This is a genomic window from Romboutsia sp. LXY-2 (assembly GCF_056171995.1).
The window spans coordinates 1-14,861 of record NZ_JBKFGI010000011.1; the positions used below are offsets into that span (position 1 = coordinate 1).

The 14,861-nt window shown below is 26.3% G+C and carries 15 protein-coding genes; 4 read left to right on the plus strand and 11 right to left on the minus strand.

Features of this window, described 5'->3' with window-relative positions; all coding sequences use genetic code 11:
* Window positions 1-464 precede the first annotated feature (464 nt).
* A complete protein-coding gene (locus tag ACI48P_RS15950) occupies window positions 465-1,145 on the plus strand; it encodes a GntR family transcriptional regulator (protein WP_475217527.1) in 681 nt (226 codons plus the stop codon).
* A gap of 112 nt (window positions 1,146-1,257) precedes the next feature.
* Window positions 1,258-1,407, plus strand: coding sequence for a hypothetical protein (locus ACI48P_RS15955; RefSeq protein WP_475217529.1), 150 nt, complete (start codon window positions 1,258-1,260; stop codon window positions 1,405-1,407).
* Window positions 1,408-1,592: 185 nt separating this feature from the next.
* Here the strand turns inward: ACI48P_RS15955 and ACI48P_RS15960 are convergent, their stop codons facing one another.
* The 4 genes from ACI48P_RS15960 to ACI48P_RS15975 all read right to left on the minus strand — a co-directional run bounded on the left by ACI48P_RS15960 (window position 1,593) and on the right by ACI48P_RS15975 (window position 5,067).
* On the minus strand, window positions 1,593-1,880 hold the full coding sequence (locus tag ACI48P_RS15960; protein WP_475217531.1) for a DUF503 domain-containing protein: 288 nt from the start codon (window positions 1,878-1,880) through the stop codon (window positions 1,593-1,595).
* A 313-nt stretch (window positions 1,881-2,193) separates the two neighbouring features.
* Window positions 2,194-2,862 carry an amino acid ABC transporter permease gene (locus tag ACI48P_RS15965; protein ID WP_475217533.1) on the minus strand — a complete coding sequence of 223 codons (669 nt, stop codon included), beginning with the start codon at window positions 2,860-2,862 and terminating at the stop codon, window positions 2,194-2,196.
* Window positions 2,863-2,873: 11 nt separating this feature from the next.
* Entirely contained in the window at window positions 2,874-3,692 is an 819-nt protein-coding gene (locus ACI48P_RS15970; RefSeq protein WP_475217535.1) for a transporter substrate-binding domain-containing protein, read from the minus strand.
* 205 nt (window positions 3,693-3,897) lie between these two features.
* On the minus strand, window positions 3,898-5,067 hold the full coding sequence (locus ACI48P_RS15975; RefSeq protein WP_475217537.1) for a MalY/PatB family protein: 1,170 nt from the start codon (window positions 5,065-5,067) through the stop codon (window positions 3,898-3,900).
* A gap of 332 nt (window positions 5,068-5,399) precedes the next feature.
* On the opposite strand from ACI48P_RS15975, the gene ACI48P_RS15980 reads away from it, so the two are divergent.
* Window positions 5,400-5,777, plus strand: a complete 378-nt coding sequence (locus tag ACI48P_RS15980; protein ID WP_475217539.1) for a hypothetical protein — start codon at window positions 5,400-5,402, stop codon at window positions 5,775-5,777.
* Between the two features lie 58 nt (window positions 5,778-5,835).
* Here ACI48P_RS15980 and ACI48P_RS15985 read toward each other — a convergent pair whose 3' ends face one another.
* The 6 genes from ACI48P_RS15985 to ACI48P_RS16010 all read right to left on the minus strand — a co-directional run bounded on the left by ACI48P_RS15985 (window position 5,836) and on the right by ACI48P_RS16010 (window position 12,480).
* A complete protein-coding gene (locus tag ACI48P_RS15985) occupies window positions 5,836-6,621 on the minus strand; it encodes a GNAT family N-acetyltransferase (RefSeq protein ID WP_475217541.1) in 786 nt (261 codons plus the stop codon).
* 19 nt (window positions 6,622-6,640) lie between these two features.
* Window positions 6,641-7,765 carry a DUF1648 domain-containing protein gene (locus ACI48P_RS15990; RefSeq protein ID WP_475217543.1) on the minus strand — a complete coding sequence of 375 codons (1,125 nt, stop codon included), beginning with the start codon at window positions 7,763-7,765 and terminating at the stop codon, window positions 6,641-6,643.
* A gap of 255 nt (window positions 7,766-8,020) precedes the next feature.
* Window positions 8,021-8,320: a DUF3892 domain-containing protein gene (locus tag ACI48P_RS15995; protein WP_475217545.1), complete on the minus strand. Its 300-nt coding sequence runs from the start codon at window positions 8,318-8,320 to the stop codon at window positions 8,021-8,023.
* Window positions 8,321-8,400: 80 nt separating this feature from the next.
* Window positions 8,401-9,252 carry a GNAT family N-acetyltransferase gene (locus ACI48P_RS16000; protein WP_475217547.1) on the minus strand — a complete coding sequence of 284 codons (852 nt, stop codon included), beginning with the start codon at window positions 9,250-9,252 and terminating at the stop codon, window positions 8,401-8,403.
* Window positions 9,253-9,354: 102 nt separating this feature from the next.
* The gene (locus ACI48P_RS16005) at window positions 9,355-11,592 is read right to left on the minus strand and encodes a sensor histidine kinase (protein ID WP_475217549.1); all 2,238 of its coding nucleotides are present in this window, start codon (window positions 11,590-11,592) and stop codon (window positions 9,355-9,357) included.
* 267 nt (window positions 11,593-11,859) lie between these two features.
* Complete coding sequence (locus ACI48P_RS16010; RefSeq protein WP_475217551.1) at window positions 11,860-12,480, minus strand: DUF4397 domain-containing protein; 621 nt, start codon at window positions 12,478-12,480, stop codon at window positions 11,860-11,862.
* A 264-nt stretch (window positions 12,481-12,744) separates the two neighbouring features.
* On the opposite strand from ACI48P_RS16010, the gene ACI48P_RS16015 reads away from it, so the two are divergent.
* Window positions 12,745-13,125: a VOC family protein gene (locus ACI48P_RS16015; protein WP_475217553.1), complete on the plus strand. Its 381-nt coding sequence runs from the start codon at window positions 12,745-12,747 to the stop codon at window positions 13,123-13,125.
* A gap of 156 nt (window positions 13,126-13,281) precedes the next feature.
* On the opposite strand, the gene ACI48P_RS16020 is transcribed toward ACI48P_RS16015, so the two are convergent.
* Window positions 13,282-14,832, minus strand: coding sequence for a DUF4116 domain-containing protein (locus ACI48P_RS16020; protein WP_475217555.1), 1,551 nt, complete (start codon window positions 14,830-14,832; stop codon window positions 13,282-13,284).
* Window positions 14,833-14,861: the final 29 nt, after the last annotated feature.

Genomic DNA, 14,861 nt, shown 5'->3' on the forward strand with positions numbered 1-14,861 from the left:
CCATACTTCCATAGAATGATATCCAACCTTATCCATAGTTTCAAGGATAGGTATCATTTCTTCTGTTGTTAACCTTGTTGCCATTAGAGATTGATGTCCATCTCTTAACGCAGTTTCAGTTATTTTTAACTGACTCACTTTAATATCACACTCCTGTTAGCATTTTATTTAAAACAATCTTAATGTTTTCCTAAACAAAATAATGTTTTCTTGGCATTTCCATTTATTTTTTATCTTAATTTAATTATAGTACCTTATATGTATGTATACCAAGTCTTTTTATTGTTTTTTATGTATTTTATATGTTTTTTTGATGTTTTTAGTATACCTTAAACCCACTTGGTATACCATTTGCATTAATAATCAAGATTTCTTGTCGAAAAAAGTTGGTATTTTTATTGTTTTTGATGTAGAATTTAAATATATATATTTAATTAACATTAATCAATGGAAGGACGATAGTTATGCATAATTGGATGGACGATTTTGTAAATAATACAGACTTATCTCAAAATAGACCTATTCGTGAAGTTGTCTACGAAAGTATTAGAACTACACTAATCGAAGGAAGAGTTCCTGCTGGAGAACGATTTGTTGAAAAAGAATATTCTCAAAGATTAAATATTAGTAGAACACCTGTAAGAGAAGCTCTAAAACAATTAGAAAGTGAAAATTTAGTAGAATATGTGCCTAGAGTAGGTGTAGTAGTAAAAAGAATTACTAAAGGCGATGTAATAGAAATCTACAAAATAAGGGAATCACTGGAAATATTAGTAGCTGAGTGTGCTATGGAAAATATTACCGAGGAAGAAATAAAAGAAATTAATGAGCTACTAGACCTTACTGAAAAAACTAACCAACAAGGTGATATAGAAAAAGTAATAGAGTTATTCAGTGAGTTTAATACATTAATTTATAAAGCCAGTAAGATGAAAAGGCTTCCAATAATGATATCTAATTTAAATACTTATTTACAAAGATTTAGAAATATATCAATATTAGATAATAACCGTAGAGAAAAGGCTTTACTAGAACATAGATTAATAATTAATTCTATAGTATCAAAAGATAAAGAGTTAGCTGCTAATGTAATTAAAAGCCATTTAGATGATTCTCTAGAAGTAGTTGTAAATAAAATAAATTAATAGACTATAAATTATTTTATTGGAAGTATTGCAAATTATTGCTTTAAATATTTTATTAACTTTAGAGAATAATAATTACTGCAAACTAGATATATTAATTAGGAGGACAACTATGAACAAGCAACCAAGATTCAGTAGTAACAGTGATGTAAAAATGTCTAGCACTACGAAAAAAAGAATAGAAGGATGTGATCCTTCTCATAAAAATGATTGTAGTTGTAAGAAAGAAAAGAATAAGAAATATACGAACCAATTTAAGTAAGTTTACAATCTAAAATAACAAGTTTCTTTCCCTCCAAAGAGACTAGTATGTATAGCATAATATCTATAATATAGCCTATAATAAATAATTTAATATTATTTAGGAATGCTCCTACCCTATAATATTATTATTTAATAATTATAGACTTAGATAATAGTTTTTATTATACTTTACACTAGTCTCTTTTAATATATTTCAATTTGTTTTTCTATGTCTATTATTTCAGCTTCACAATTATCTTCTATAAAATCTATAATATTTTCGCTTATAGAATCTGCTATTTTTGATTCAAGAGCAATTGCACATATTCCAATTACAATACTTTGGTGTATATCTTGATTTTTAATTTCAGAAACTGAAACATTGAATTTATTTTTAAGCTTCGCATTTATACTTTTTACTACCATTCTTTTTTCTTTCAAAGAGTGTACCCAATTAGCTCTTAAATACACTTTCATAATTACTATTCTCATATGTAAATTCTCCTCTTTTATTTTTATTTAACATTTCATCGTAGCCCTTTTATAAATTACCTTACTGTCTGTAATTATTATACACTTTACTTTAGTTATTTATTATTATTGGTTAATGAAATATTTTTTAAAATAAAAACAAAAATAGTAATAACCATATGGTTATTACTATTTTAAAAGTTCTATACATTATTATTTAATATTTAATACTCTATAATTTATACTACAATTCTAGCAAATTGATTAATTCTAGTATCCTTATTTTCTCTAAACAGTTACTCTAGAAATCATTCTTGTATGTTTCTATCCTACACTAATAAGCCTCACTCAGTTTTTTCTCTAATTTATTTTGGACAAATACCAATAATAAATTGATTATCCAATAAATTATTACAACACATGTAAATGCTTCTAAATATTTATAGGATGCAGCAGCTTCAGATTGAGCAGATGCCATTATCTCCGTTACACCAATAGTAAATGCAAGAGATGAACCCTTAATAATATCTGCAAAAGTATTTGTCATTGCTGGTATTGCCACTCTTATAGCTTGAGGCAATATTATTCTATACATAGCTTGTGTATAAGTCATACCAAAAGCATAGCTAGCTTCTATCTGACCTTTATCTACTGATGAAATAGCTCCTCTTAAACTTTCTGCAAAATATGCAGATGAATTTAAACCAAGTACAATTACAGAAGCATTAAAAGCATCTAAGGCTTTTAATGCTGGTATAATTCTTATTAAACCAAAATATATAAAGAATAATTGAGCTACTAATGGCGTTCCTCTAAAGAATGATATATAAATTTTGGCTAATTTATCTAAAATAGGTATTTTTGCATCAACTACTAAAGCTATTATTATTGATACTATAAGGCCTAATATTAATGCTAAAAATGACATTTTTAATGTCACAGTTAAATATTTTAGCATTATAGGTATTAACTTTGCTATAAACTCTACGTCAAAGACTTGCATATTATCACCTACTAGTTTTCTTTAGTAGTGTCTAAACCAAACCACTTGTTTGATAGCTCTGTAAATGTTTTATCTTCATGCATAGATTTTATCGCATCATTAATTTTTTCTAATTTATCTTTACTTTTATCTTCTTTTCTAAATGGATATTGATTTATCTCATAAACTCCAGTATCTATATCCGAAACTTTTAATTTTAAATTTCCTTGTTCTATAGTAGTCTTAGCTTTTACTTCTGATAACCATGCCGCATCAAGTCTTCCTATTTCAACATCTTGCTCCATCGGAACCCCATCATATGTTACTATATCTAAACTTAAGTCATATTTATCATTTAGCTCTCTTATAGTTTTTTCACCATTACCACCTAAAACACAGCCAACTTTCATACCTTTTACATCTTCAATTTTGCTAATTGTACTATCCTCTTTTACAATAAATTTATATTTGCTATATGCATATGTATCACTAAAGTCATATTTTGCTCTTCTCTCTTCTGTAGTTGACATTTGATGTGCAACTGTATCTATCTTTTCAGCATCTAACATTCCAACTAAACCACTAAATTTTGCTGTTTGAAACTCAATATCATAACCAGCCCTTTTCCCTATCTCTTTCCATACATCTACTTCAAAACCTTTGTTTTCTTCACTCTCAATAAAGCACCACGGATAATACTCCGTAGATACTCCAACCACTAATTTTTCTTTGCTTTCAGTATTTGATACTTCTTTCTTTTGTTCCTCGCTTGAAGAACAACCTGTTAAAATAGTCATCCCTAATACTAAAGTCGATAAAATCGCTACTAGTTTTTTACTTCTTACTCCCATTATAAATCCCCCTTAAATACATTATCTTTCCAAATTATTCTAACATATCTTTTCACAATAAAATGATTGTAAATTTCTATAATTAAGGGTCAAAAAATAGTTTTTACCGATGATACTTGTCGATATCAAAAAAAGGTAGCGTAGGCTACCTTATAAAATCCGTTTATTAAATTAGTACTCTAATTTTAAAATAATATTTATAAAACTATTTATTTTCCAATGCTTTTTCTATTTTCTCTAATCCTTCTTCTAATATATATCTTGGGCAAGCGAAGTTTAATCTTAAAAATTCATTTGATGCCTTATCATATTTTGCGCCATTATCTAATGCAACCTTAGCATTTTCTTGCATGAATAAGTAAATATTATCTATTTCATATTCACTAAAGTCTAACCAAATTACATAGGTACCTTCGGGTCTTATAAACTTAATCTTAGGCAATTTAGTTTTTAAGAAGTCTTCTACATAATTTAAATTTTCTTCAAGATATACTAATAGCTCTGATAACCACTCTTCACCTTTGTTAAAAGCAGCTTCACAAGCTACAACGTTGAAAGAGTTATTTCTATTTAAATGTAATATAGATAATTCTTGCTTAAATTTTTGAAGTTCATTTTCTCTAGGTAAAGATATAAATGATGCTTGTAATCCAGCTAAATTAAATGTCTTAGTCGCTGAAAAACATGTAATCGTAATATCTTCTACTTCCTTTGATAAAGAAGCAAAAGGTGTAAATTCATGTTCTTTAAAAACTAGATCTCTCCAGATTTCATCACTTATTACTCTTACATTATGCTTTATACAAATTTGAGAAAGCTTCTCAAGCTCATCCCTAGACCATACTCTACCTGTTGGATTATGAGGATTACATAGTATATACCATTTTAAATTTTCATCTGAAGCTTTCTTTTCAAAATCTTCAAAGTCTATTGTATATTTTCCATCTTTTATTACTAGTTGATTAGTCACTAGTTCTCTACCATTTTGTAATACACACTCATGGAAAGGTGCATATACAGGTGTTGAGATCATTACCTTGTCTGTTAATTCTGTAAATAGTCTAACACATAGTGCTAATGATAAAGCAACACTTGGCGAGTGAGCTAATGTTTGTATATCAATATCATATCCATATCTTCTTTTTGTAAAATTACAAGCACTTTCAAAATAACTTGGTTTAGTATGTACATATCCATATATATTTTGTTTTATTTTCTCTTCCATTGCCTTTTGTACCTCAGGGCAAGTTTCAAAGTCCATGTCTGCTATCCAAAATGGTAACAAATCATTTGAAATAAATGCATTATGCATTTCTGTCCATTTTGTAGAATGATTTTCATATCTATTTATTTTCTTTCCAAAATTATATTTCATATCTTCCTCCATATACACAACCCTATAATATTTTCATATTTTTATTTATAATATTGTAAAAATTTACTCTATTTAATATTATAGCATTCAAAAGCTTAAGCGCTTATTAATTTTTCCTATATATATTATTAATAATTCAAATGATTAAATTATATTTATATCATTTAAAGCATATTTTCTAATCAATTCCATACACTTTTCTTTTATAAACTAACTTATATACTATTTAGTATTATTACTTAACTAATCTTTTAAACGGTTTCTATAACTATTACTATATGCGTTGCATATACTATAGTTGTTTCATACAATTAAATCGAGGGGGGATTTATATGGATCAAAATAGTAAAAAAAGGGCTTTAGGTTATTCATTTGCTACAATGTTAATATTAGTAGGAGTACTTATGTTAATATTAATTAGCGAATTTACTAAGTACGAAATCATAGGAGTTGTATCATTTTTTATTTGCTTAATTCCATCTGTTGGTATTTATGTTTACTTAGGATGCACTTCAAAACCAACCGAAGTAGTAAAAGCAAAGAGGTCTAAAAAAAGCGATGCAATATCCTCTGCAATTTGGCTGTTAGCTACAGCTTCATTTTTTATTGTTGGCTTTATTTTTGATGGATGGGACTATTCTTGGGTAGTATTTTTAATTGGAGCTGCAGTGCAGTCAATCGTTGGCTTATTTACTGATGATATAGATTAAAATGTATCTGTAATAACAATAAAGGCCTAGTTAAAATAAATTAACTAAGCCTTTATTATTATTTTTCAACTAACATAGTCCATAATCCAATTTCTTTAAATCCTAACTTATGATAAACTCTACCTGCTTTAGGATTATCATAAAATAAGCATAAAATTTTATTTTTTACTAAATAATCATAACATAATTTTGATAAACACTTGCTCATATAGCCTTTTTCTCTATATTCTCTTCTAGTAGCTACTCCAACTACCATTGCTGACTTACTATTTTCAGCACTTATTTGAGAAACTGTTATTATTTCTTCATTTTCATCTTCTATATAGTATGCAACTTTACTATTGTTTTTTAGTTTATCTCTAATAGCTTCTACACTATCTTTTATTGAAAATTCATCTATAGTATCTATTATGTCATATATTTTTTTAGCATCTTCTTCAGTAGCGCTTTTTATATTATTATCCCAAGATAATAATTTGCTTTTGTCTCTTAATTCACAAAAATATGTAAGTCTCTCTTCATAGTTTTGTAAGCTATCTTTAAAATTATTTATTATTGTACTTTTACCTGATATCATTTTTTTGCCATCAAAAGAGTTAATCATTTCTTTAAAGCCTGATAAGTCTGTTTCTAAATCTTTTACATAAACGATAAAGTTATTTTGGTATCTTAACAAAACACCATCTATATTATTGTCAGCATTAAATTTTCCCCATACCTCTTGAAAATCCGTGTCAAATCCATGTTGTTCTATATCTCCAATTATAAATAAGTTAATGCTAGGTTCCTCAGATACATAATCCATTACAGTATCTTTATCACTTTCCTTAAGTTTTCTAATCATAAACCTCTATTTCCCCCCTTTATAGTACAAATGGTAATATTAAACTTCCTACTGTAATCACAAGTAAGATTATTCCTATAGCTTTCCCCTTAGGATTTCCAAAGTTTATAGTTCCACCTGCTCCAAATCTTTTATCTACTAACACTGAAGGATCTTCTTTGTTATAATAGAAAAATCCATAAATCCATTTTTCATCATCGTCCTCACAGTTATAGGTATTCTTATCTATTGGTCTTAAACTTCTAAGCATCATATAATAATATATTAAGGCAACACTTATAGGTAATGGTATAATACACCCAACTATAACTATTCCTATAGGAATATTACTTTGATTTACCATGTAAATTGGAATTGTAGTAGTCATCATTTGAACACTTAAAGTTAATAATAATAAAGAATAACCAATTCCATTTAGATACCTGATTGCCTTTTTTCTATTTACTTCAATATTGCTGGGTTCAATATAAGTTTTCATACCTATCATCCCAATTCCCATGTAAGCTAAGAGTATTACCATAGATATATCAATTATATTTGTAAAAAATACATTAAATATGTTCTTTTCAGAAAAGCCATCCGGTTTACCGTTAGCTCCCCAGTGAGTAATGATAACATCAGGAAGGCTATTATATTTTACCATTACGTATATTAAAGACAATAATGAAAGTCCAACACAAAATCCAAATAATATAGTAAACTTCTTTTTGATTTTTGCTTTTTCCTTTAACAATTCTGTATCTATTGTTAATTTTTTCTGTATTACCTCTTCCTTCTCAACATCAACTTCATGACTAATTAAATATTGCTGCTTTATAATTTTCACTTCATCATAGGCTTTCTTTAAACAGAAAGTCATAAATGCTACGTATAGTAACATAAGCAGTGCTATATTAAGACCTGGATCAGTATCTAATATTACTCCAAATACTATAAATAATAGTACTACCAACATAAAAGATAGATTTAATCTTTTCTTAAAATCTTTAGAAATTTTATTTCTAGAACTTTCATCTAATTCAATATTTTTTATATATACCCCATAGAAATATTGCTTTCCACTTAATGCTTGAGTACTTAGACCTATTAAATGTATTAATAAGGTAAGTAAAATAAAAATTGTTATTTCAACCCAATTACTCATAATAATCCCTCCATTTATATTAGTATAAAATCATTTTCCCTAAATTACCATTACAATTTTATTACATTTTATACTAAAAATTCGCTTCGCTTGAGCGACTAGGTCTACAATTCCATTTTACTTACTATTAGTGTATTGATATCACTTGATTGTATTAGTTATACACAGATTATGAGCAATTATAATCTCCTAATATGTAAAAAAGTTTAGAGTATAATAAAAGATTACTATACTCTAAACTCTTGTTTTAATAAATTATTCTGTTATTATTGGTAAGCTACCAAGATTATTATTTTCACTTTCGTCTGGTAAGCTTCTTAAATATTCATTTCCTTTGTTCATAGCAACAGCTACACCTTTTATCTCACCAATTTTAGCCATTGATATTCCCTCATCTTTACTTATTCTTTGACCATTTGATAGTTCATATCCAATAACATCCCCCGAGTGCTTAACTAGTTTTGTAATTCTTTTAGCATCTGCATTTGGTGTTGGCACTTCTTTATTTATATCTTTGGGTAAATTTCCTATCATGTTATCATTTTTCAAGTTCATATTAGCACCTCCTAAGTATTTACATACATAGTTTTCACTAATTTTTTTGATTTATTCTTATTTAAATTTTTAGCTTCTACTTATTCTTTATCTAAATATTGTCTTTCAACATTAAACTTTTGAACTAATTCAAATCCTAATTTTTCATATATATAGATTGCTTTAGTATTCCAGGTTACCACATCTAAGCATATTTTTTCAGACTTAGAATTAATACAATTATTAATCGCAAAACTTGTTGTTTCTTTTCCTATGCCTTTTCCTTCATACTTTTTATTAACTACCAACTCATCTATATAGCCATTATTTATTAGTACAGTAGAAACTATATCATTATTATCATCTATGCTTAGATAAATATTTTCACTATCTTTTAATAAGCATTTTCTATCTTCTTCGCTAGGTATATAACAGACATATGGCTGAATATCATTAGCACATCTAAGTTCATAAAAACCTTCTGATATTAAATCAACATATTTTTCATAATACTCATCTTTATAATTTATAAATTCTATATTGTTTTTCTTTTTGTGTTTTACATTATATATCATTTCATAATATGAAAACCAACTTTTATAACCTCGTTTTTTATAGAAGTCCGTTATGCTTTTTTCACTATCTACATATTTTGTTGATAATGAGTTTGCTCTTCTTTTTTTTAGATATTTTAAGCCTTCATTATATAGTTTACTCCCTATACCTTTGTTTCTATCACAAGGATTAACATAAATATCTATATTCCAATAATTAGTTAAAGGATTTCTTTGTATTAATAATATAAACCCTTTAATATATTCATCAGCATAAACTAATACTTCACTATTTTCATCACATAAATCATTATTTATGTAAGACATATCTAATTCTAATCCAGCCTCTAAGATTTCTATAATTTGTTCTTTATCACTATGTTCATAGGTTCTTATCATTAATTCATCCCCCAACATATTAATTACTTTTTTATAGGTTTATGCCTATTTATAAAAAGTAAGAACTTAGCAAAGAAAGATTTTTAACTAGAGCAAACTTTTCTAATATATATCAGAAAACTCTATCTCTAACTTTTTAACAAAAGAATTATATTCTCCATTTAGCTTGTGGTTAATATCATAATCATCTATCTTTTTATCAGGTATCATTAGTTTAAATTCTGTACCTTCATTTAATGCGCTATTAATTTCTATACTTCCACCTTGAATTTCTATTAATGACTTGGTTAAAGATAATCCTATTCCACTTCCTTCGCTAATCTTAGTCATTCTATTATTAACTTGAGTAAACCTATCAAATATGGTTTCTATCTTACATTTCGGTATTCCTATTCCTGTATCTTTTATAACAATCTCAGTCATATTACTTTTTGATTTCATTGTCACAAATATTTTACCATTTTCTTTATTAAACTTTATTGCATTTGATAATAAATTTAATATTATTCTTTCAATTTTATCCATATCAAAAGCAATTACTTTTTCCTCAACATCAGTGTCAAATATTAATTGTATATTTTTAGATTTGGCATATTCCTCTATAGAGTTAAATATTTGTTCTACAAAGTAAATTATATCTCCATTTTCATACTTACTACTAATATATCCAGAGTCAATTTTTGTTGAATCTATGAGATTGTTTACTAGCTTTAAGAGCCTTAAAGAATTTTGCCTTATTATATCTAAATATCTATCATAATAGTTAATATTATTTCCATTGCTATGTAACTTCAAATCTATTAACTGTAATGAGCTAAATATTAGATTTAAAGGTGTTCTAAGTTCATGTGATATATTTGAAAAGAACTCCATTTTAATTCTGTCTAATTCCAAATCATATTCTTTTTTAGCTGTAATATCTCTAATTATAGTTATTTTTCTTCCATCTTTATTATTTGAATCTAGTAAATAACCCTTATACCATATCCATTTTGATTTACCATCTTTAGTTTTTATTTTTATTTCTATATTATAATCTTCTTCAAACTTATAACATCCAAGCTTTTCTTTATATTCTTTAGTAAATAAATTATATAATGACACAGGATTTTTAATATATTCCTCTTTATTAATTGCAAATATATCTTCAAAAGCTTTATTAACATAAATAACGCTATCTTTATCTGATAATATTATTGCATCATTAATACCATCTAATATACTGTTTAGCTGTTGTTCATTTTCTTTAATTTTATTTTTAGTCATTTGCTGTTCTGTAATATCTCTAATAACAGCAGTAATTCCAATAACCTCACCTTCATCATTTATGAAGGGGGTCTTTATTACGTCAAAATATTTAACGACTCCATTTTTCACAGGCATTATTTCATATCTTAGTTGAGATTTACCTTCTATTATCTCTTTATCTATTTCTGGAAAAAATTCTTGCTTTTTCTTATCATGTTTAAAAACATCAGTATCGTATTCACCAATTACATCTCTTTCATCATTTAAGCCTAAGTATTCTACAAAACTTTTGTTGCAATATTTATATTTTCCATTAATATCTTTATATACTAATTGATCTTGTATTGTCTGTAATAATGAATCAGATAACTTTTTATGATTATGATAATCCGATTTTAAGTTTTCATGAGCTGTTATATCGATATAAAAACCTACAGTTCCTAATATGTTCCCATCTCTATCAAATACGCAGTGTTTTTGTGTACTACCTGTTGTATTATTATCAAATACTGTATTATACTCATCTGACTTTCTAAATGCCATTAGTTCAAAGTCGTGATCCATTATTTCTTTTGCCACATCATTTGAATACTGTATTTCTATATCTGTTTTGCCTTTAATATCTCTATCTTTAACCCTCTCATTATATAGCATAGTTTTACTACTTGCTATGTATCTTCCATTATTATCTTTATACCATATTCCAGCTGGAAAAACATCTAACAAGGTCTGGGTATAATTATCTATTTTATATGCCTCATTCATTAATATGTAAAAATGAATTTCATCAATTTTTTGTATCTCTATTTCATACCATTCTCTAAAAATATCAAAATAATGAATATCGCTATAGTTTTCGAATTCTATAACTTTATTAAGTATTTTTATCCAATCAAGTTCTTCCCATAAAATATTGGACAAGTTACCTATAATATATTCTTTTCCAAACTTCAACTTTTTTTCAAGAGCATTATTAATATCAAGCACCTTAAAATCAATTATATTATCTGATTGGTTTTTAACTATTTCTCCATAAAAATATGCCGACTTACTATTTTTCACTATATTTTTGTATATGCTATTATCTATCATCTTTCCCCCAAATAATTAACCAGTAATAATGCATTTTTTCATATCCATAATATTCAATCGGAAAAATATCCCATTAACTAATATAATTATATCTTTCTTTTGTACTATAAGAAAGAAAAACCTAAAACTTTGTAAATATAAAGGCACTCTAGGAATTTAAGCTTATTTTAAATTCCTAGAGTACCTTTATTAGTTTATTTTATTATCTTAAAATACTATTGTATATCTATTCTAACTTTGATTACTTTTTACTTTATATATTTTTCTTCATCTTTCTCTACATATATGAGTGTTTCCATCTATGCTTTTAATAATATTTATGCATTCTTCATTGTCTACTAAATATATTGTATATATTTTATTAGGATTAAATTTACTTTTAAATTTCAAAAGTGTCTTTTCATCTAAGCTATCAATAATCTTAATATTATATTCATTGATATTTACGTCAGCATAGATTGTACCTTGTTTGTAGCCAATAGTTTTAAATAAAGTATCTCCATCAACCACAATATCTATTGGTGATATATTTGATGAAAGATTAATTACTCTAAAAGAACTGTAATCATCATTCATTGTCTTAGATGCATAGTCATTTATAACTAATAAAGATAAATCTCCTATATTTCCTATTATTGCTATTGTATAAACCTCATTTGGATTTATTTGTACTGTTTGATTTATTAATGGGTGTTGTGTATTTTTATTCTCATAAACATCTACTCTATAGTTTCCCTCTTCTAGCTTTATATACTTAGAGAAGTTTTTAAACTTTATATCAGTAAATATAAGTTTATCATTAATATAAACATCTACAGCCGGTCCCTCTTTAGATGCATTAAATATTCTAACTAGCGAACTATCATTTTCTAACTTTATGCAGTCCATATTATCCCCCTCAAAATTTTACTTTACTATAATAATATGATTAGTTCATGTCCTTAGTTACAATACCACTTAGTCTAACACTATAGTTAACTTAATTATCTACCTAATTTTAAATTAATTAACCCAAAATCAGTGTTTAAATTATTGCTTAGGAAATACAGTACATTTAATTTTTATAATAACCAAGAAATTTGTCGATTTTTTATATTACAAATTATATATTTATGGGTATAATAAATGCATAATATATTTAGGAGGTTAATTATGATAAGTAAAATATCTAAAATAACAATATTTGTATCGAATCAAGATAATGCAAAAAAATTTTGGACAGAAAAAATGGATTTTGATGTAAAGTTCGAGCAACCAATGGGACCTAATATGATATGGTTAGAAGTTGGACCTAAAGGAGATAATGGTACTACTTTTGTTTTATACAACAAAGAAACAATGTTAGCTCAAAATCCTGAAGCTAATGTAGATCATCCAAATGTAATATTAAGCACTACTGATATTAAAAATGCTTATGAAAATATGAAATCTAAAGGTGTTAATGTAGGAGAATTGCAAGTTATGCCTTATGGAAGTATGTTCTTATTTAAGGATAATGATAATAACAATTATTTACTTAGAGAAGATAAATAGTATTAGATTAGATTAATTTAGTTTTTCTTACACTTTTTGCAGAATAAAAAGCTCACTATCACATAGTCTAAAAATATACTTTTTTAGTCTATGTGATGGTGAGCTTTTATTATATTTTACATTTTAATATAGCTTTATTATTAACTTAGTCTGAATTTAATCATTAGCTAAGGCTACGAAATGATTATTATTAACCAAAATTTCTACTATATCATCATCTATATAAATATCATCTTTTTGTAATATAAATGATGTAGGATAGTTTGATTGTGCTATAGCATTTATTATTAGATATCCATTCTCATTAGTTGGTAAGTTAATTTGTCTAAGATTTCTTACTTCCTTTATTGAATTTACAAGTAGATGTTTTTTACTATAAATAAATACATAATCTTTAAAATCCAAACCTTCTTCTAAAATTTCAATTGGAAAATATCTTATTGACAATGTATTCTGATTTAAAGCTAATAAACATAACTCTTTAGTTTTATTTTGTACGTATTGAAGACTTAGACCACTTTTATAAATTGCATTCCTACATATATCATCATTTTGATTTAATACAAATGCTAGAGCATGAGGGTTCTGATTTATAGCTTCAATACAAAGTCTTTCGTCTTGATTTTTAATGTATGCTAAAAGTAATCCATTGTTTTTTACGCCTTCCATACATACATCATAGTTTTTATCTAATACCATATGAAATGCAGCCCAATTTTCTCTTATTGCTTCTTTGCAAATTTCATTTTTCTGATTCTTGACGTACTTCAATGCTAATCCATTTTGGCATACTGCACTAATACATAATTCATCACTTTGCTCATCTATATATTTTAGAAGCATACCATCAGACTTTAGAGCTTTTAACTTTACCCTATGATTATTTATTTTTACATATTTATAAGCTTCGCTATTTTCATGTATAGCAGCAATACATATTTTTTCATTTTGATTTTTAACATATTGTAGCGCTAATCCATTATGTCTAACTGCTTCTATGCAAATGGATTCACTTTGGTCATACTCATCAATATATTGTAGTGCTAGACCATTCTGCTTTACAGCTATGAGTTCTATCATTTTATTTCTATATTTAGGTTCAACAAATTGTAGAGCCAAACCATTTTCTTTTACTGATTCTAAACATAAATCCATAGTTTGATTATTAGGGTACTCTAATAATAATGTATCAACTGGATTTTTAGTTAAATATGGTTTCGCTTCATGTACTATAGTTTGTGGTTCATTAAATGAAGGATACATATCTATAGCATCATCAAATGCTCTGTTTCTTTCTCTATTACTACTTTCATATCTAGTGTACTCTTTTACACTTTCATCACTTTGTGTGGCATTAGTATAATATCCATCTGGGGTTCTTGTTTCTACGCTTTTTGTTGTCGTATTTTTTATTGTCACTTTTTCCATTATCTTATTTTTATCTTCATTATAAATAATGTTGTTATAGTCATCCAAACTAGATTTATTATAATTTTCAATATTTTTATAATTATTATAACTATCATTGTTGTTTTGATTATAGTATGTAGGTTTATTATCATTCACTTGTGGTGTATTGGATTGAATAACTTTTATATCATCACTTTGATTATCTTTTTTATTTTTCTTATTTTTTAATGAAGGTACTAGGCTAGTTCTTTTGTTACTTTCATTATTATTCTTACTAGAAGAACATCTTCTTTTCATTATTTTCTCACCCCTTATTTTATAAAATA